Source organism: Klebsiella sp. GW_Kp181 (assembly GCF_040062315.1).
GTDB classification, from domain to species: domain Bacteria; phylum Pseudomonadota; class Gammaproteobacteria; order Enterobacterales; family Enterobacteriaceae; genus Klebsiella; species Klebsiella oxytoca.
Map to the genome: position 1 here is coordinate 1 of NZ_JBEAFR010000013.1, position 16,768 is coordinate 16,768.

The following is a 16,768-nucleotide window of genomic DNA, read 5'->3' on the forward strand; positions in this document are numbered from 1 at the left end:
ATAGCCTTACAGGATCAATCACCACCTCCCTAGGAGGTGGTTTAGGGATGACAATTAAACCGCTAACGCTCTGTTAGCGGTTTTTTTTTGCCCCTGGGCGGACTAACATACAGAAAACCGCAGCCACGAGGAGTCACCGATGAAACTGTTCTATAAATCCGGCGCTTGTTCTCTAGCCTCGCATATCGCGCTACGCGAAAGCGGGCTGGACTTTACCCTGCAGGGCGTTGACGTGATGAAAAAACGCCTTGAAAACGGGGAGGATTATTTGCTGGTTAACCCCAAGGGTCAGGTACCGGCGCTGCTGCTGGACGATGACGTGCTGCTGACGGAAGGCGTGGCCATTATGCAGTATATCGCCGATCGCGTACCGGACCGCCAGCTGCTGGCGCCGGTAGGAAGCATCGCCCGCTACCAGACCCTGGAGTGGCTAAACTACGTGGCGACGGAACTGCATAAAGGCTTTACACCGCTGTTTCGCCCGGATACGCCGGAAGATTTCAAACCTATCGCCCGCGCGCAGCTGGATAAGAAAATGCAGTACGTGAACGAATGTCTGCAGGATAAAGAGTGGATTAACGGGCATCGTTTCACCATTGCGGATGGCTACCTGTTCACCGTACTGCGCTGGGCCTACGCCGTGAAGCTGAATATGGAAGGTTATAGCAATATCGCGGCCTGGATGAAACACGTTGCCGCGCGCCCGGCCGTAGCCGCTGCTCTTGAGGCTGAAGGGCTGAAGTAAAACCGATGCTTGCCCGACATGTCGGGCAAGTTCATACCCGCCTTAAAGCTGGGTGGCGCTAAAGTAGTGCTCCGGCTGCGCAATGCGATCCTGAGCCGCCACAACCTGAAGCTCATATTCCTGCATGTTTTTAGTCGCCAGCATGATTTCATAAACCGCGGCGGTCACGTGCTCCAGCGCATCGCGCAGAGTGGCGCCCTGCAGCAGTTTGACCAGCAGCAGCCCGCTTGTAACGTCACCGACGCCTACCGGCTGGCGCATGCCAAAATCCACCAGCGGACGGCTGATATGCCAGGCTTCCTGCGCGGTAACCAGCAGCATCTCAAAACGATCCATACTCAGTCCGGCACGCGAGAGATGCTTCACCAGCACCACTTCCGGCCCCTGAGCAATCAGCTCGCGCGCGGCCAAAACCGCCTCGTTAACGTTTGCCACCGGATGCCCGCAGAGGATCTCCAGCTCAATCAGATTTGGCGCAATAATATCGCTTGCCGGCAGCGCGTAGCGTACGTGAAACTCCGCTACGCCCGGCGCCACGATGCAGCCCTTTTCCGGATGACCCATTACCGGGTCGCAGAAATATTTCGCAGCCGGATTGGCGGCTTTAACCTGACGCACGATGCCAAGAATATGTTCGCCCTGTTCAGCCGATCCCAGATAGCCGCTTAGCACGGCGTCACAGCGCTGCAGTTGGTTAATATCGGCAATCCCCTGAACAATCTCCGTCAAATGCGCTGGCGGCATCACGCAGCCGGTCCATTTACCGTATTGGGTATGATTGGAGAATTGTACGGTATTAAGCGGCCAGACGTTGGCGCCAATGCGGCGCATCGGAAATTCAGCGGCGCTGTTGCCCGCATGGCCAAACACAACGTGGGACTGGATGGCGAGGATGTTCTTCATCTTAATTACCTGAGAGCAAAAAATAAGGGGCGCGGTTTCCCACGCCCCTGCCTTTACGCAATTACTTCCAGCAGACCAGACAGTAATTTTTCTTACCGCGGCGCAGTAAGGTGTAGCGACCAAAGAGACGGTCGGCATCGACAAATACATATTCCGGGTCGGACTGTTTTTCGCCGTTGATGGTCACCGCATTCGATGCGATGGTTTTACGCGCCTGACCGCGGGACGGCTGCAGTTCAGAATCCACCAGCGCCTGCATCAGATCGGCGCCTTTATCCATTTCGATCATCGGCACGCCATCCTGCGCCAGCTGTTCGAAATCGGCTTCGCTCAAATCGCTCAGGTTGCCGTTGAACAGGCTCTCGGTAATGCGCTTTGCCGCCACCAGACCTTCTTCACCGTGCACCAGACGGGTCACCTGCTCGGCCAGCACGTACTGGGCGCGCGGCGCTTTACCGCTGTTTTTGTCTTCCTCCTCCAGGGCATTGATTTCAGCTATGTCCATAAAGGTGAAGAACTTAAGGAAGCGATAAACATCGGCATCCGCGGTGTTGATCCAGAACTGGTAGAACTTATACGGACTGGTTTTCTTCGGATCGAGCCACACTGCGCCGCCTTCGGTTTTACCGAATTTCGTGCCGTCGGCTTTGGTGATCAGCGGGACGGTGAGGCCAAAGACCTGATTCTGGTGCAGACGACGGGTCAGGTCGATGCCGGAAGTAATGTTACCCCACTGGTCAGAACCGCCGATTTGCAGCGCCACGCCGTGCAGCTTGTTCAGGCAAGCAAAGTCGTAGCCTTGCAGCAGGTTGTAGGAGAACTCGGTAAAAGAGATGCCCTGGTCGTCGCGATTCAGACGCTGCTTCACCGCTTCTTTGTTGATCATCTGGTTTACGGAGAAGTGCTTGCCGATATCACGCAGGAAGGTGAGCACATTCATGCTGCCAAACCAGTCGTAGTTATTCGCGGCGATGGCAGAGTTATCACCGCAATCAAAGTCGAGGAAAGGCGCGACCTGTTTGCGAATTTTATCTACCCACTCCTGCACGGTATCTTCAGTGTTCAGTTTACGCTCAGCGGCTTTAAAGCTCGGGTCACCAATGAGACCCGTCGCGCCGCCAACCAGCGCAACAGGCTTATGGCCCGCCTGCTGAAAGCGTTTCAGGCATAACAATGGAACAAGATGCCCCAAGTGCAAGCTGTCGGCGGTAGGGTCGAAGCCGCAATAGAGCGCGATCGGGCCTTGCGCCAGTCGCTCTGCTAACGCTTCCTCGTCCGTCACCTGGGCTACCAGCCCCCGCTCCTGCAATTGTTTAATCAAGTTACTGCTTGCCATCAAATTCTCCATCTATAAACGACTGCACCTCTGCCGGTACACGACTTTTCGCCAGACGCGAAAAAAAACATCTATACCCTAAATAATTCGAGTTGCAGGAAGGCGGCAAGTGAACGACAAATTCGTCAGGAACGAATTTGAACAACCGAAGATGACCTTCGGTCAGGGACATGGATGTCCCTGATTCATCCCGATGAGCTTACTGTAGTAAGTGATTCGGGTAAGTGAACGCAGCCAACGCACATGCAACTTGAAGTATGACGGGTATACGCAAAATTGTTCAAGCTGCATCGCGGCGGCAAGCATATGAAAGCTCAGGGAACTTACACAGGTAAGCGACAGAGCGGGCAGGCGCAGCGGATAAAAATGCAGCTTGAAAAATGAAGCGTATAGAATAAAGCGCCAGGCCACGATGCACCAGCGCTTAAGACAACATTTTTGCGTCCTTTATGGCGCCAGTCGGTCGATCTGCCAGCCGCTGTTTTGGCGCTGATAGAGAAAACGATCGTGCAGACGATGCTCTCCGCCCTGCCAGAACTCCATCTGTTCAATACTGACGCGGAATCCGCCCCAGAAGCTCGGCAGCGGAACTTCGCCCTGCTGGAACTTTTGCTTCAGCTCGAGGAACTTACTTTCGAGGATGCCGCGAGCCGAAATACGGCTGGACTGCTGCGATACCCAGGCGCCAATCTGACTGTCGCGCGGGCGGCTGTGGAAATATTTGACTACTTCCAGCGTCGACAGGCGTTCCGCTTTACCGATAACCATGACCTGGCGCTCCAGCATATGCCATGGAAACAGCAGGCTGATGCGGGGATTTTTTTCAATCTGGTGGGCTTTGCGGCTGCCGAGGTTGGTATAAAACACCAGGCCTTTCTCATCGTAGTGCTTGAGCAACACGATGCGCTGGTAAGGCTGCGAGTTTTCATCAACGGTCGCGACAACCATCGCCGTCGGGTCAGCGAGCTTCGCATCACAGGCCTGCCGCAGCCAGCGTTCAAATAATGCCAGGGGTTCGGCAGGAAGGTCGTGGCGACGCAGGCCACCACGGGTATATTCACGGCGCAGATGCGCAATTTGCTGCAATTCGTCGTTATCAGACATGGCAATTGAGAAAGTCATCAATGGGTGGCGTTATTGTGCGCCCCCATGACTGAAATCTCAACGTTTGGCGGTTTGCAGCTGACAGTTTTCCAGCACAATACGGTCGCGTTTATAAACGGTGGCGCTATCGCCTTTAGACCAGAAGACGTATACGCCATCGGTATAGCGCGCGCCGGAGGCGGAGAGACCCTGCTGTAAATTTAACTGCTGGTTGTCGTAAATGAAGCTGACCTGCTGGCGAGTATTATTGAGATGGACGGTTAACGGTTTTTGCTCGCACTGGTACTCGAGGGTATCCGTGTTCATCCGCTCAACAAACTGGTTGTAGTAGCTACAGCCTGCGAGCATAAAAGGTACAGCAAGAATAAGTATTTTTTTCATCAGTATGCCTTCGACTTTCCCGGTCCGGGAAGGCATAACGCCCTCCCTCAACGTTGGCCAGTTTACGAAGAAACCGGCGCGGGTGATTTCAGTTAACTCTGATTTTGCTGCGGATTGGCCGGGAAAATAGCGCCCAGTACGGTTGCCTGCGACGCGCCGGTCACGGAAGGGAGATTGCCGGGTAAACCGGCGAGGGTACGCCACGCCAGCCACGCGAAAGCCAGCGCTTCCATATCATCACCGCTAATGCCCGCCTCATCGGTCGTCGACACTTCGGTTCCCGGCAACAGCGCCGCCAGACGAGCCATCAGTAGCGGGTTACGCGCACCGCCGCCGCATACCAGTAGACGCTCGCAGCCTCCGCTTAGCAGCACCTGTTCGCTGATGCTGACGGCGGTCAGTTCGGCCAGGGTCGCCTGAACATCCTGGGCACGAAGCCCCGGATAACGCGCCAGATGCTGCGTGAGCCAGCCGTAGTTAAAGTATTCGCGCCCGGTACTCTTCGGCGCCGGCAGGGCAAACCAGGGATCGCTGAGCATATCCTGCAGCAGCGGCAGCACAATTTTCCCCTCGCTGGCCCACTGCGCGTCTTTATCATAGGGTTTGCCGCACTGGCGCCAGACCCACGCGTCCATCAGCATGTTGCCTGGCCCCGTGTCGTATCCACGTACCGGCTGCCCCGGCGCCAGTAAAGAGAGATTGGCAATACCGCCGATATTGAGAATCATGCGGCGCTCTACCGGATGCGCCAGCAGCGCATGATGGAAAGCCGGAACCAGCGGCGCCCCCTGCCCCCCGAGCGCCATATCGCGGCGGCGAAAGTCTCCGACCACGGTTACGCCGGTGCGCGCGGCAATCTGATTATTGTCGCCTATCTGCATAGTGTGCGGCGCATCACCCGTTGGCTCATGCCAGACCGTTTGCCCATGGCAGCCGATGGCGATGATATCTGCTGCCTGTAGCTTTTCCTGAGCCATTAGCGCCAGAACCGCATCGGCAAACAGCCGCCCCAGCCGCGTATCCAGCCGCCCTAACTGCGAAAGCGTGAGCGGCTGCCCCTGACAGATAGCCAGAATCTGTTCTTTAATCGCAATGGGGATGGGATACGTCAGGCTGGCCTGCTGGGCGACCAGATCTTCATTAATTGCTGCAAGCACAACATCCACACCATCAAGGCTGGTGCCGGACATGACGCCGATAAAGCGGCCTGATTTCATACGCTTTCCTTCATTCCATGACTCTCGTATATCCCCACACTCCACCATAAACGAGGGGGCAAAGCTATGCTGCTATAATACTTTTTAACAATACAAGCAGCGCGATGGTACTTAGCGTAAAGAACTTATGTTTAGTTTAGGTTGAGACGACTCTGATTATTATTTTTTGTATAGTCACGGTATCTGCTATGCCAGCAGACGCTTAAATGCCATATAATTGGCTACAAGGAAGTTCAACAGAACGCTTCTTGTGAACAGGAGATTCATAAATGATTTTACGTGTTTTGGCTGTCTCGATGATTGGTTTTACGCTTGCAGGTTGCGTCAGCAACAGCGGCCTGTCCGGCGATGTTTACTCCGCATCCGAAGCCAAACAGGTCCAAAGTGTGACCTACGGCACCATTGTGCATACCCGCGCGGTTCAGATTCAGGGCGGAGATGAAAGCAATGCTATCGGCGCCATTGGCGGCGCGGTGCTCGGTGGTTTCCTGGGTAACACCATCGGCGGCGGCACGGGTCGCTCTCTGGCAACCGCAGCAGGCGCTGTCGCGGGCGGCGTAGCCGGTCAGGGCGTCCAGGGCGCAATGAACAAAACCCAGGGCGTTGAGCTGGAAATTCGCAAAGATGATGGCAACACCATCATGGTGGTACAGAAACAAGGCAGCACGCCGTTCTCCGTCGGACAACGCGTGGCTATCGCCGGCAGCGGCAGCCAGGTTACCGTATCCCCGCGCTAAATCTTTTCCCTGCGGCCCTTGCGGGCCGCTCATTTATATAAAATACGTATCATTTATCATAATAAATAAACACTGCAAATATATTTATATTTTTCCGCCTCCCATCCACAACTTGCGCCTGCTCAATATTCCCCCCTCCGCTATCAAGTAATCTGCATCCTGTATTACGCAAAACATTTACGACAGTGACGTCGTTTTACCTTTGCCCTTTTATTCAGGGATGTTGACTATGTTTATTAATCTCAAACGCTTGCCTGACAGGCTATTTCTTTACGCTGTCGTATGCGGTTTTTCTATTGCTACGATTAATTTCGTTACCGGCTCATTAATTCATCGTATCTCTACAACTTCATCAATGCTGTTTCCTGTATTGACTATTTCACTGATGGGTTTCCATATTATGATTGCCTGTTTTATGGGCATGAAATATCTGTGCGATAAAAAGCAGCTGTACCTGGCGCCAATAGCCTTCGCTTTTGCCTGTTCGGCCCTGTTGATGCTCGGGACCATAGGCAGCTACCCGGACTGGCTGGTATGTGCCCAGGGTCGCGTCATCAACCAGAATGACGCGCTAATTTTTTATTTTTTCCGCAACGTCATGATGGCCGTTTTATTTATAACTTCGATCGTTTTATATCGGCTTCGCCACCGTACCACTCATTCAGGAAAAATTCACGGTCTGGTACTGCTGGGTTGTTTTATTTTGATCGCCGCAACGCTCATATTGTCGTGGATTCATTCCAGCAACTCACCATTACTGAGCATTGAATTCATTGATAATCTGACCTATACCTTTACGCCGCTATGGCATAACCGGGTTGGCTGGGTATTAATTGGTACATGGTCATTTACGCTGATTTTACTTATTAGCCTGACCCGGCTACGCAATATATTCTGGTACAGCGGCGCCTTTTTTTGTACCGCCTATATATTTACGCTGCTGGTTCTGCTCTCCACGGTCAACGGTAACGCTCATTCCTGGAACCAGGCGCGGCTCTTTGAAACGCTGAGCACTCTGTTTTTGATTTTAGTTCTGCTTGTGGATGTTTTTATCCTCTACCGGGAGTCAAACGAAAGGTACGTTCGCTCGTACCAGAATTCTATTCGCGATCCCCTGACCCGGCTGTATAACCGCAGCTATTTCTACGACACGCTGAATCAACGATTAACAAAAGTCTCTGCATCACAGCCGCTATCGGTCATTGTCTGCGATCTTGACCGCTTTAAGCGCATCAACGACACGTACGGCCACGTGCAGGGAGATAAGGTCATTCAGTTTGCTGCCAGCGTGCTGCAGAATAACGTGCGCCAGGAGGACATTGCCGCGCGTATCGGCGGGGAAGAGTTTGCCCTGCTGCTGGTCAATATCGGCGCCAACGAAGCGCTGGCCATTGCCGAACGCATCCGCCTGTCCGTCAGTGAACAGCATGAAGGGTTACCGGAAAGAATGACCATCAGTATGGGGGTTTTCACCACTCAGGATGCGCATGTTGCGGCGGAGGAGTGCGTCAAGCGCGCTGATACCGCCATGTACGAAGCGAAAAACACCGGGCGTAATCGCGTAGTCGTCTGGCAGGCGTAAATAAAAAAGAGGCCTTGAGAAGATTCAAGGCCTCGTTAAGGTCAATCTTTTGCCTGGAGATCGAGGATGTTGTGTTCAAGTTTACGAATCAAATTGAGCAGCGTTTCCACCTCTTCTTTAGAAACGCCGGCCAGAATCTCATCACGCGTTTTGCCGATAACCTCTTCCATTTCGTTGATCAGGGGTTCGGCTTTTTCGGTAAGCTTGATACGTTTTGCCCGCCGATCGTTTGCACAGGTCTGGCGAGAAATAAGCCCCTTTTCCTCCAGCTGGTCGAGCGTGCGAACCAGCGAAGGCTGCTCAATACCAATGGCTTTCGCCAGCTGAATCTGCGACTGTTCAGGCGGCAGCTGGTGAATGTTATGCAGCGTGACCCAGTGCGTCTGCGTTAACTCCAGAGGTTTCAGGCGATGGTCGATTAGCGCGCGCCAGACGCGTACCAAACGTGCCAGATCAGAACCAAGTGGCGATTCCAATTTCATCTCCTTATAATTAGCTTGCTAAGTTATTATACTGATTTTAGAATAGTGTGCAGCATTTAAATTACCAAAACAAATGAATTACCTGATTCACTAAAATCAGAACAATGATTTACAATGTGAATAATCGCATAACCTGAACATTCATCCTGAAACGGCAAAGGATTTTTGCTTGTGAAACTGAGTCTTAACACTACCGGATTGCCGCTCCAGGACCTGGTGTTCGGCGCTTCGGTCTATTTTCCTCCTGTCTTTAAAGCCGTTCTGCTGGGCTTCTTTATCTGGTTGGTCGTTCATCGTCAGCTGCGGGACTGGATGTACGCAGGTGAAATCTGGCACCCCCTGCTCATGGATCTCTCCTTCTTTGCGCTCTCCGTTTGTCTGGCGCTGGTTTTACTGACTATCTGGTAATGTTCATTACATGAAGAAACTAAAATATTTATCCACGCTGCTGGTCGCCGCGCTGGCCATTATTGCCGCCTGGCTGGTCTGGAATTACTACACGCAGTCCCCGTGGACCCGCGACGGGAAAGTCCGGGCCGAGCAGGTAGGCGTCACGCCGCAGGTGTCCGGGAGCATCCTGCAGCTCAACGTACGCGATAACCAGCTGGTTAAGGCCGGTGAAGTGCTGTTCAGAATTGATGATACGCCTTATAAAATTGCGCTGCTCAACGCCCAGGCCCAGCTCGACAAGGCTCGAGCTGAAGTTGCCCGCGCGCAGGCTGAACAGAAAAAAGCCGCCAGCGATGCCGCTCGCCGACGCCATCTCTCCGAGAATTTCATCTCCGCAGAAGATTTAGAGAACGCCAATACTGCGCTTAATACCGCTAATACCAACCTGGCAGCGGCTAAGGCCGTTGTGGGAGCCGCCCAGGCCACCCTCGATCATGCCCAATGGCAGCTCGCGCAGACCGAAATCAAGGCTCCGGTTGACGGCTGGGTAACGAACCTTTCGACCCGCATTGGCGACTACGCCACCGTAGGCCATCCGCTTTTTGCCCTCGTCGACAGCCACTCCTTTTACGTGATCGGTTATTTTGAAGAAACGAAACTGCGTAATATCCGTCCCGGCGATAGCGCGCAGATCGTCCTCTATAGCAGCAAACAAAAGTTACAGGGTCACGTAGGCAGTATCGGACGCGCTATTGTCGATCAGAGCGTAGAGAGCGGAAGTGGTCTGGTAGCGAATATTAAACCGAATATTCCCTGGGTACGCCTTGCCCAGCGCGTGCCGGTGCGCATTGAGTTTGACCATCTGCCGCCGGATATCACGTTGGTCTCCGGTACCACCTGCACCGTTGCCATTGGCGCGCAGTAATGAAGCTACAGGCCCTGACGTGGCGCTCTCTTCCCTGGATTAAGGCCAGCCGTCCGCAGTGGCGCTATGCCCTGCGTAACGGGATTGCCATGTGCCTGGCGCTGAGCGTCGCCTACTGGCTGAATCTTGACGAACCCTACTGGGCGATGACTTCCGCCGCGGTAGTCAGCTTTCCCACCGTCGGCGGCGTGATCAGCAAAAGCTTTGGCCGTATTGCCGGCAGCCTGCTCGGCGCCTGCGCGGCGCTGCTGCTGGCCGGTCATACGCTCAACGATCCGTGGCTATTTCTTTTTAGTATTTCGGCGTGGATAGCCCTCTGTACCTGGGCCTGCGCGATGTTCACCAATAACGTCGCCTATGCATTCCAGCTTGCGGGCTACACCTGCGCGATTATCGCTTTCCCGGTTATCAATATTACCGATGCTAACGAACTGTGGACTATCGCCCAGTCGCGCGTCTGCGAGGTTATCGTCGGTATATTGTGCGGCGGGCTAATGATGATGATTTTACCGAGTACTTCCGACGGCACCACGCTACTGAGCGCGCTAAAAAATATGCATGCCCGCCTGCTGGAACACGCCAGTCTGCTGTGGGTCCCGGAAACAACCGATGCTATCCGGGCCGCGCACGAGAGCGTGATTGGGCAAATCCTGACCATGAATCTGCTGCGCATTCAGGCCTTCTGGAGCCACTATCGCTTTCGCCGGCAAAATCCGCTGCTCAACTATCTGCTACATCAGCAGCTACGAATGACCAGCGTCATTTCGAGCCTGCGGCGGATGCTGCTTAACTGGCCCGCCGCGCCCGCTCGTACTCGCGAGATTCTGGAGTCTTTGCTCAGCGAGTTAGCGCTTTCAAACGCCGATGCTTACAGCGTTGCCCGCATTATCGCGCCGCTTGCGCCGCCCGCCGATGCCGACTACCGACACATCGCCTTCTGGAAGCGCCTGCGCTATTTTTGTCGCCTGTATCTGGAGAGCAGCCGCTGGCTCAGGCGCATCGAAAACGCCACCGCGATCACCGAATTCAACGTACCTTCCGCACCAGCGCTGGCCCGCCATACCGATCAGGCCGAAGCTCTCTGGAACGGAGTTCGCGCTTTTTGCGCGCTGGTGATGGTCGGCGCATGGGGTATAAGCACCCAGTGGCAGGCCTGCGCTGCAGCGCTTACCCTGGCAGCTATCTGCTGCGTGCTCTATTCGGTTTCGCCCTCACCGTTTAAATCATTAACGCTTTTAATGCGTACCCTGATCCTGCTTTCGCTCTTTAGCTTTGTCGTGAAATTTGGCCTGATGGTGCAGATAACCGATTTATGGCAGTTTTTGCTATTTCTGTTTCCCTTGCTGACCACCATGCAGTTGCTCAAACAACAGATGCCAAAGCTCGCCGGACTGTGGGGGCAGTTGATCGTTTTTATGGGCTCATTTATTTCGGTCACCAACCCGCCGGTATACGACTACGCTTCGTTTCTTAATGATAATCTGGGAAAAATCATTGGGGTAGGACTCGCCTGGCTGGCTTTCGCCATTATCAGTCCAGGTTCAGACGCGCGTAAAAGCCGTCGGCACATCCGTGCGTTACGGCGTCACTTTGTCGACCAATTGAGCCGTCGTCCGCAGCATAGTGAACATGAATTTGAGTCGCTGGTTTATCATCACATCAGCCAGCTTAGCAACAGTCAGGATGCGCTGGCGCGCCGCTGGCTGCTGCGCTGGGGCGTCGTGTTACTCAATTGTTCTCACGTGGTGTGGCAACTACGCGACTGGGAAACGCGCTCCGACCCGCTCTCGCAGGTGCGCGATCTGTGCATTAGCCTGCTGCGTGACGTGATGAGCGAGCGCGGCGTTCAGCAGCGCCCTCTCGCTTCAACGCTGCAGGAACTGCAGCGCATCTGCGACGCGCTTAATCGCCACCACCAGCCCGCCGCCAGAGAGCTGGCGGCGGTTATCTGGCGACTCTGGTGCGCCCTGTCTCAGCTGGAACAGGCGCCGATCGCAGGAACGTTGACGGAAAGGACTACTTGATGACGCCGCAGGCGAAGCGCTCGCCGCCACCGCCGAGAGGCTGCGGGCTGTCGGACATATTATCGCCCCCCACGTGAATCATCAGCGCCTTGCCTTTCACTTCATCGAGGGTTTTTAAACGCGGCGCGACCACCGGCTGGGTGGCTTTTCCGTCGTTATTAACCACCAGGAACGGCAGATCGCCGAGATGACCGGCGCCGTCAGGACCTTCATGCTTTCCGGTGTTTTGCGGATCGTAATGTCCGCCGGCTGCGCCAGCGGCGACGGCTTTACCTTCTTTGATGGCCGGCTGGCAGCTACCGTTGGCGTGAATATGGAAGCCGTGCTCGCCGGGAGGCAGCGCTTTCAGGTCCGGAGTAAACTCAAGACCTTTCGCGGTTTCACTAATTTTCACGCTACCGATGGCCTGACCAACGCTCTGGCTGGTCACAAGATTGATATCGACGCTTTCGCTGGCCGCCTGCACGCCCGCACAGGCGGCCAGGGTAAGTATGGCGAGAATACATCGTTGCATAACACCTCCTCAATGGCTCTATCACTATTCAGTGTAGGCCATTGCTGAGGTGTCGGTGTTTACGGAACGTCGTAGCCTAAGGCCGCTTTGCGAATGCGGAACCACTGCTGACGGCTCATATTTAGCTTTTCAGCGACAACCGCCGAGCGCACGCGCTCAATTTTTCCTGAACCAATAATTGGCAGCGGCTGCGACGGCAGACGCAGGATCCAGGCATACACCACCTGCTCAATGCTTTCCGCATTGAGCTCCTGAGCGACGCGGACCAGCTCATCGCGCAGCGGCTGGAAGCTTTCGTCGTTAAACAAACGGCCGCCGCCGAGGCAGGACCAGGCCATCGGTCGGATGCGCAGCTGCTGAAGCTGATCGAGCGTACCGTCAAGCAGCAGCGGCTGGTGAACCGGGGAAATTTCCACCTGATTAGTCGCCAGGGTAAACGGCAGGCGCGACTGCAGCAGGGTAAATTGGGCGGGGGTAAAGTTCGACACGCCGAAGTGGCGAACCTTGCCGCTATGATGTAAAGCCAGGAAGGCCTCAGCCACTTCGTCAGCATCCATCAGCGGGTCCGGGCGATGAATCAGCAGCAGGTCCAGATGGTCGGTCGCCAGATTACGCAGCGACTGCTCCGCGCTCAGCACAATATGGTCGCGGTCGGTAATATAGTGGCCGATGGTATTTTCTGCCCGCGCTTTCGTGGCAATTCCGCATTTGGTGACGATCTCCATCCGGTTGCGCAGATGGGGCGCCAGCTTTAACGCTTCGCCAAACGCCGCCTCACAGCGATAGTCGCCGTAAATATCGGCATGATCGATGGTGGTGATGCCCAGATCCAGGTGTTGCTCCACAAAGCCCACCAGCGCTTGAGCGGACATCTTCCAGTCCATCAGACGCCAGTAGCCCATCACAAAACGAGAGAATTCCGGCCCCTGGGGAGCCATAGCAATACGCTGAACCATAACAGCTTCCTCAATAAAAAAGTGTCCTGAGTATACGCAATTTTTTGCTTAAAACAGTGAGGGTTGCTGCGGTTCTTCCGCACTATCCTGCTTAGCTGCGCGTAATTTACGCAGCAGCCGCTGGCGACACAGACGCAGAACATCCTGCTTTTGCGCATCGCTCATTTTCTGCCAGTTGAAACGCTCATCGCGGCTACGCATGCACCCCCGGCAGTAGCCGCGTTCATCAGACTGACAAATCCCCCGGCAGGGACTCTGTACCGGGAAGAACTCCAGTTGTTCAGCCACTTCGCCTCTCCAGCCGCTCATCTCTGTCTTTATTGAAGACGTTTCATCCGCCGTACGCAAATTTTGTTCGTCGCCCTCTGCGCCAGGCAGCATTTTTAATTATGGCTTGCATTAGACCAATCGGTCTATTACAGTGAGCGCCATGAACAAACACAGTGAATGCAATACCCGCGAACATATCCTGGCCACCGGCGAGCAGCTTTGTATGCATCGGGGTTTTACCGGTATGGGGCTGAGTGAACTGCTAAAAACAGCGGAAGTGCCGAAAGGTTCTTTCTATCACTATTTTCGCTCTAAAGAAGCCTTTGGCGTAGCGCTGCTCGACCATCACTACGCCGGATATCTTCAGCGCCTGGTTGAGCATTTTGCCCACGGCGAGGGAAACTATCGCGACCGCCTTTTGGCCTACTATCAGCATACGCTGACCCAGTTTTGCCAGCAGGGCATCATTAGTGGCTGCCTGACGGTGAAGTTGTCGGCAGAGGTCTGCGATCTGTCGGAAGATATGCGCACCGCGATGGATAAAGGGGCCAGTCAGATCATTACCCTGCTGGCCGATGCGCTGGAGCAAGGTCGTCAGGAAGGTAGCCTGACGTTTGACGGTGACGCATTAACGCTCTCGCAGGTGCTTTACTCTCTGTGGCTGGGGGCGAATCTGCAGGCCAAGATTACGCACAGCGCAACGCCGCTGGAAAGCGCCCTGGCCCACGCTAAAAAAATTATTGCTGCGCCTGCCCTATAACAGGCGTTTTTATTTAACCCGTTTCAAGACGACCGGTCTACTCAGGAGTCATTATGTCAGAATCAAAGTTGTTTACCCCGTTGAAAGTAGGTGCGGTAACCGTGCCGAATCGCGTGTTTATGGCTCCGCTAACGCGTCTGCGCAGCATTGAGCCAGGGGATATTCCCACCCCGCTGATGGGCGAATACTACCGCCAGCGCGCCAGCTCCGGCCTGATTATTTCCGAAGCGACCCAGATTTCCGCTCAGGCTAAAGGCTACGCGGGTGCGCCAGGGCTGCACAGTCCGGAACAGATTGCCGCATGGAAAAAGATCACCGCCGGCGTCCACGCTGAAAACGGGCGTATTGCCGTCCAGCTGTGGCATACCGGGCGTATTTCGCACAGCAGCATCCAGCCCGGCGGCGCCGCCCCGGTTGCGCCATCGGCCATCAGCGCGGGCACCCGGACTTCGCTGCGCGACGAAAACGGCCATGCCATTCGCGTTGACACCTCAATGCCGCGCGCGCTCGAAACCCACGAGATCCCAGGGATCGTTGATGATTTCCGTCAGGCGGTAGGTAACGCCCGCGATGCCGGATTCGATCTTGTCGAACTGCACTCCGCCCACGGTTACCTGCTGCACCAGTTCCTTTCCCCTTCTGCCAACCATCGTACTGACCAGTACGGCGGCAGCGTGGAAAATCGCGCTCGCCTGGTGCTGGAAGTGGTTGATGCGGTGAGTAAAGAATGGAGCGCCGACCGTATCGGTATTCGCGTCTCGCCCATCGGCAGCTTCCAGAACGTCGATAATGGCCCGAATGAAGAAGCCGACGCGCTCTATCTGATCGAAGAGCTGGCGAAACGCGGTATTGCCTACCTGCACATGTCCGAACCGGACTGGGCTGGCGGCCAACCGTACAGCGATGAGTTCCGCCAGAAAGTGCGCGACCGTTTCCCGGGCGCTATTATCGGCGCGGGCGCCTACACGGTTGAAAAGGCCAACGATCTGATCGGTAAAGGGCTGATCGATGCCGTGGCCTTTGGTCGCGACTACATTGCTAACCCGGACCTGGTGGCGCGCCTGCAGAAAAAGGCCGCTCTGAACCCACAGCGTCCGGAAAGCTTCTACGGCGGCGGCGCGGAAGGTTATACCGATTACCCTACCCTGTAATCCCTCCATTGATAGCGGCGGGTTATCGCCGCTATACTCAACGCTCTGATGTATCAAAATAAACTGCATAGGGGACATTATGCGCTTACTTCACACCATGCTGCGCGTTGGCGACCTGCAACGTTCTATTGAGTTTTACACCAATGTGCTGGGCATGAAACTGCTGCGCACCAGCGAAAACACTGAATATAAATACTCGCTGGCATTCGTGGGTTACGGCGAAGAAAGCGATACCGCCGTGATTGAGCTGACCTACAACTGGGGCGTGGATAAGTACGATCTCGGTAACGCGTATGGTCATATTGCGCTGAGCGTTGAAAACGCGGCGGAAGCCTGCGAACGTATTCGTCAGAACGGCGGCAATGTGACCCGTGAAGCCGGCCCGGTTAAAGGCGGTACGACGGTCATCGCCTTCGTCGAAGATCCGGATGGTTATAAAATCGAGCTGATTGAAGAGAAAGACGCCGGAAAAGGCCTCGGCAACTAATCTGCTGCGGGCGCCCGCGGTGCCCGCTGTTTTATCCCCTTCCTGCTGCAAGCCGCGGCAAAATTTGCCATAATGCGCGCTACTTTTTTCCAGCTAAGAGAATCTGATGTCCGAGAACGCTCAACTGAATGGTCTGTGCGACCGTTTTCGCGGTTTTTATCCAGTGGTAATTGATGTTGAAACCGCCGGATTTAATGCCAAAACCGACGCCCTGCTGGAGATCGCCGCTATTACGCTGAAAATGGACGAAGAAGGCTGGCTCATGCCGGACGAAACGCTGCATTTTCATGTTGAACCTTTTGAGGGCGCAAACCTGCAGCCCGAAGCTCTGGCTTTTAACGGTATTAACCCCAACGATCCCGAGCGCGGTGCGGTGAGCGAATACGATGCGCTGCACGCGATTTTTAAAATGATCCGCAAGGGCATGAAAGAGAGCGACTGCAGCCGCGCTATTATGGTCGCGCATAACGCCACATTCGACCATAGCTTTACCATGGCGGCGGCAGAACGTGCGGGGCTGAAACGTAATCCATTCCATCCGTTCGTCACCTTCGATACCGCGGCCCTGAGCGGTCTTGCGCTTGGCCAAACGGTATTGTCGAAAGCCTGTATCGCCGCCGGAATGGCATTTGACGGGACTCAGGCCCACTCTGCGCTTTACGATACCGAACAAACGGCGCAGCTATTCTGCGAAATCGTCAACCGCTGGAAGCGTCTTGGCGGCTGGCCCTTACCTGTGGCCGAAGAATAAGTAAAAGACCACCTTCTGAGAAGGTGGCTTTTGAGAATGCCCCCTGTAAGGGG

19 protein-coding genes are annotated in these 16,768 nt (G+C 54.9%); 10 read left to right on the forward strand and 9 right to left on the reverse strand.

Translation table 11 applies throughout. From position 1 onward, the window contains the following. Positions 1-139: 139 nt before the first annotated feature. Positions 140-745, forward strand: coding sequence for a glutathione transferase GstA (gstA, locus tag ABLV11_RS06490; RefSeq protein WP_023321116.1), 606 nt, complete (start codon positions 140-142; stop codon positions 743-745). 42 nt (positions 746-787) lie between these two features. Here the strand turns inward: gstA and pdxY are convergent, their stop codons facing one another. The 5 genes from pdxY to anmK form a co-directional block, all read right to left on the reverse strand. Beyond that, positions 788-1,648 (reverse strand): pyridoxal kinase PdxY, encoded by an 861-nt coding sequence (gene pdxY / locus ABLV11_RS06495; protein ID WP_348855227.1) that lies wholly within the window; start codon positions 1,646-1,648, stop codon positions 788-790. A 61-nt stretch (positions 1,649-1,709) separates the two neighbouring features. Continuing rightward, on the reverse strand, positions 1,710-2,984 hold the full coding sequence (gene tyrS / locus ABLV11_RS06500; RefSeq protein WP_004102653.1) for a tyrosine--tRNA ligase: 1,275 nt from the start codon (positions 2,982-2,984) through the stop codon (positions 1,710-1,712). A 447-nt stretch (positions 2,985-3,431) separates the two neighbouring features. After that, positions 3,432-4,088 carry a pyridoxamine 5'-phosphate oxidase gene (gene pdxH, locus ABLV11_RS06505; RefSeq protein ID WP_024274268.1) on the reverse strand — a complete coding sequence of 219 codons (657 nt, stop codon included), beginning with the start codon at positions 4,086-4,088 and terminating at the stop codon, positions 3,432-3,434. 57 nt (positions 4,089-4,145) lie between these two features. Continuing rightward, positions 4,146-4,469 (reverse strand): C-type lysozyme inhibitor, encoded by a 324-nt coding sequence (mliC, locus tag ABLV11_RS06510; protein ID WP_024274269.1) that lies wholly within the window; start codon positions 4,467-4,469, stop codon positions 4,146-4,148. Positions 4,470-4,561: 92 nt separating this feature from the next. Beyond that, complete coding sequence (gene anmK, locus ABLV11_RS06515; protein WP_004102661.1) at positions 4,562-5,686, reverse strand: anhydro-N-acetylmuramic acid kinase; 1,125 nt, start codon at positions 5,684-5,686, stop codon at positions 4,562-4,564. A gap of 269 nt (positions 5,687-5,955) precedes the next feature. On the opposite strand from anmK, the gene slyB reads away from it, so the two are divergent. Together slyB and ABLV11_RS06525 are read left to right on the forward strand one after the other, a co-directional pair. Beyond that, positions 5,956-6,423: an outer membrane lipoprotein SlyB gene (gene slyB / locus ABLV11_RS06520; protein WP_004102663.1), complete on the forward strand. Its 468-nt coding sequence runs from the start codon at positions 5,956-5,958 to the stop codon at positions 6,421-6,423. Between the two features lie 229 nt (positions 6,424-6,652). Beyond that, the gene (locus ABLV11_RS06525) at positions 6,653-8,005 is read left to right on the forward strand and encodes a GGDEF domain-containing protein (protein WP_070555957.1); all 1,353 of its coding nucleotides are present in this window, start codon (positions 6,653-6,655) and stop codon (positions 8,003-8,005) included. Between the two features lie 41 nt (positions 8,006-8,046). Here ABLV11_RS06525 and slyA read toward each other — a convergent pair whose 3' ends face one another. Continuing rightward, complete coding sequence (gene slyA / locus ABLV11_RS06530; RefSeq protein WP_016810099.1) at positions 8,047-8,487, reverse strand: transcriptional regulator SlyA; 441 nt, start codon at positions 8,485-8,487, stop codon at positions 8,047-8,049. A 171-nt stretch (positions 8,488-8,658) separates the two neighbouring features. Here slyA and ABLV11_RS06535 point away from each other — a divergent pair, with 171 nt between their 5' ends. From ABLV11_RS06535 to ABLV11_RS06545, 3 genes are read left to right on the forward strand one after another with little or no spacing between them, the layout of a single operon-like run. After that, the gene (locus ABLV11_RS06535) at positions 8,659-8,895 is read left to right on the forward strand and encodes a DUF1656 domain-containing protein (protein ID WP_004102668.1); all 237 of its coding nucleotides are present in this window, start codon (positions 8,659-8,661) and stop codon (positions 8,893-8,895) included. A 10-nt stretch (positions 8,896-8,905) separates the two neighbouring features. After that, positions 8,906-9,802, forward strand: a complete 897-nt coding sequence (locus ABLV11_RS06540; protein ID WP_049593054.1) for an HlyD family secretion protein — start codon at positions 8,906-8,908, stop codon at positions 9,800-9,802. Then, entirely contained in the window at positions 9,802-11,826 is a 2,025-nt protein-coding gene (locus ABLV11_RS06545) for an FUSC family protein (protein WP_016810096.1), read from the forward strand. Before ABLV11_RS06540 ends, ABLV11_RS06545 begins: the two co-directional genes overlap by 1 nt. Here the strand turns inward: ABLV11_RS06545 and sodC are convergent. The 3 genes from sodC to ABLV11_RS06560 are packed head-to-tail and all read right to left on the reverse strand — an operon-like array spanning position 11,819 to position 13,605. Next, positions 11,819-12,340, reverse strand: coding sequence for a superoxide dismutase [Cu-Zn] SodC (gene sodC / locus ABLV11_RS06550; RefSeq protein ID WP_049593053.1), 522 nt, complete (start codon positions 12,338-12,340; stop codon positions 11,819-11,821). The two genes, ABLV11_RS06545 and sodC, sit on opposite strands and share 8 nt — an antisense overlap. 59 nt (positions 12,341-12,399) lie before the next feature. Next, positions 12,400-13,296, reverse strand: a complete 897-nt coding sequence (locus ABLV11_RS06555) for an aldo/keto reductase family oxidoreductase (protein ID WP_049593052.1) — start codon at positions 13,294-13,296, stop codon at positions 12,400-12,402. A gap of 48 nt (positions 13,297-13,344) precedes the next feature. Then, positions 13,345-13,605, reverse strand: coding sequence for a DUF1289 domain-containing protein (locus tag ABLV11_RS06560; protein ID WP_153675721.1), 261 nt, complete (start codon positions 13,603-13,605; stop codon positions 13,345-13,347). A gap of 121 nt (positions 13,606-13,726) precedes the next feature. Between ABLV11_RS06560 and ABLV11_RS06565 the strand changes: the two genes are divergently transcribed. The 4 genes from ABLV11_RS06565 to rnt all read left to right on the forward strand — a co-directional run bounded on the left by ABLV11_RS06565 (position 13,727) and on the right by rnt (position 16,715). Next, a complete protein-coding gene (locus ABLV11_RS06565) occupies positions 13,727-14,326 on the forward strand; it encodes a TetR/AcrR family transcriptional regulator (protein WP_105890363.1) in 600 nt (199 codons plus the stop codon). Positions 14,327-14,379: 53 nt separating this feature from the next. After that, on the forward strand, positions 14,380-15,477 hold the full coding sequence (locus ABLV11_RS06570) for an alkene reductase (protein WP_004113448.1): 1,098 nt from the start codon (positions 14,380-14,382) through the stop codon (positions 15,475-15,477). Between the two features lie 79 nt (positions 15,478-15,556). Beyond that, positions 15,557-15,964: a lactoylglutathione lyase gene (gene gloA, locus ABLV11_RS06575; protein ID WP_004102689.1), complete on the forward strand. Its 408-nt coding sequence runs from the start codon at positions 15,557-15,559 to the stop codon at positions 15,962-15,964. Between the two features lie 106 nt (positions 15,965-16,070). After that, a complete protein-coding gene (gene rnt, locus ABLV11_RS06580) occupies positions 16,071-16,715 on the forward strand; it encodes a ribonuclease T (protein ID WP_004102691.1) in 645 nt (214 codons plus the stop codon). The last annotated feature ends 53 nt before the right edge of the window (positions 16,716-16,768 follow it).

Excerpts from the sequence above, each read along its gene's own strand:
- ABLV11_RS06540 (WP_049593054.1), top strand. The coding sequence starts at position 8,906 with ATGAAGAAACTAAAATATTTATCCACGCTGCTGGTCGCCGCGCTGGCC.
- pdxH (WP_024274268.1), bottom strand. The coding sequence starts at position 4,088 with ATGTCTGATAACGACGAATTGCAGCAAATTGCGCATCTGCGCCGTGAA.
- tyrS (WP_004102653.1), bottom strand. The coding sequence starts at position 2,984 with ATGGCAAGCAGTAACTTGATTAAACAATTGCAGGAGCGGGGGCTGGTA.
- rnt (WP_004102691.1), top strand. The coding sequence starts at position 16,071 with ATGTCCGAGAACGCTCAACTGAATGGTCTGTGCGACCGTTTTCGCGGT.
- pdxY (WP_348855227.1), bottom strand. The coding sequence starts at position 1,648 with ATGAAGAACATCCTCGCCATCCAGTCCCACGTTGTGTTTGGCCATGCG.
- ABLV11_RS06560 (WP_153675721.1), bottom strand. The coding sequence starts at position 13,605 with ATGAGCGGCTGGAGAGGCGAAGTGGCTGAACAACTGGAGTTCTTCCCG.
- slyB (WP_004102663.1), top strand. The coding sequence starts at position 5,956 with ATGATTTTACGTGTTTTGGCTGTCTCGATGATTGGTTTTACGCTTGCA.
- ABLV11_RS06555 (WP_049593052.1), bottom strand. The coding sequence starts at position 13,296 with ATGGTTCAGCGTATTGCTATGGCTCCCCAGGGGCCGGAATTCTCTCGT.
- mliC (WP_024274269.1), bottom strand. The coding sequence starts at position 4,469 with ATGAAAAAAATACTTATTCTTGCTGTACCTTTTATGCTCGCAGGCTGT.
- ABLV11_RS06565 (WP_105890363.1), top strand. The coding sequence starts at position 13,727 with ATGAACAAACACAGTGAATGCAATACCCGCGAACATATCCTGGCCACC.
- slyA (WP_016810099.1), bottom strand. The coding sequence starts at position 8,487 with ATGAAATTGGAATCGCCACTTGGTTCTGATCTGGCACGTTTGGTACGC.
- ABLV11_RS06570 (WP_004113448.1), top strand. The coding sequence starts at position 14,380 with ATGTCAGAATCAAAGTTGTTTACCCCGTTGAAAGTAGGTGCGGTAACC.
- ABLV11_RS06525 (WP_070555957.1), top strand. The coding sequence starts at position 6,653 with ATGTTTATTAATCTCAAACGCTTGCCTGACAGGCTATTTCTTTACGCT.
- gloA (WP_004102689.1), top strand. The coding sequence starts at position 15,557 with ATGCGCTTACTTCACACCATGCTGCGCGTTGGCGACCTGCAACGTTCT.
- anmK (WP_004102661.1), bottom strand. The coding sequence starts at position 5,686 with ATGAAATCAGGCCGCTTTATCGGCGTCATGTCCGGCACCAGCCTTGAT.
- gstA (WP_023321116.1), top strand. The coding sequence starts at position 140 with ATGAAACTGTTCTATAAATCCGGCGCTTGTTCTCTAGCCTCGCATATC.
- ABLV11_RS06545 (WP_016810096.1), top strand. The coding sequence starts at position 9,802 with ATGAAGCTACAGGCCCTGACGTGGCGCTCTCTTCCCTGGATTAAGGCC.
- sodC (WP_049593053.1), bottom strand. The coding sequence starts at position 12,340 with ATGCAACGATGTATTCTCGCCATACTTACCCTGGCCGCCTGTGCGGGC.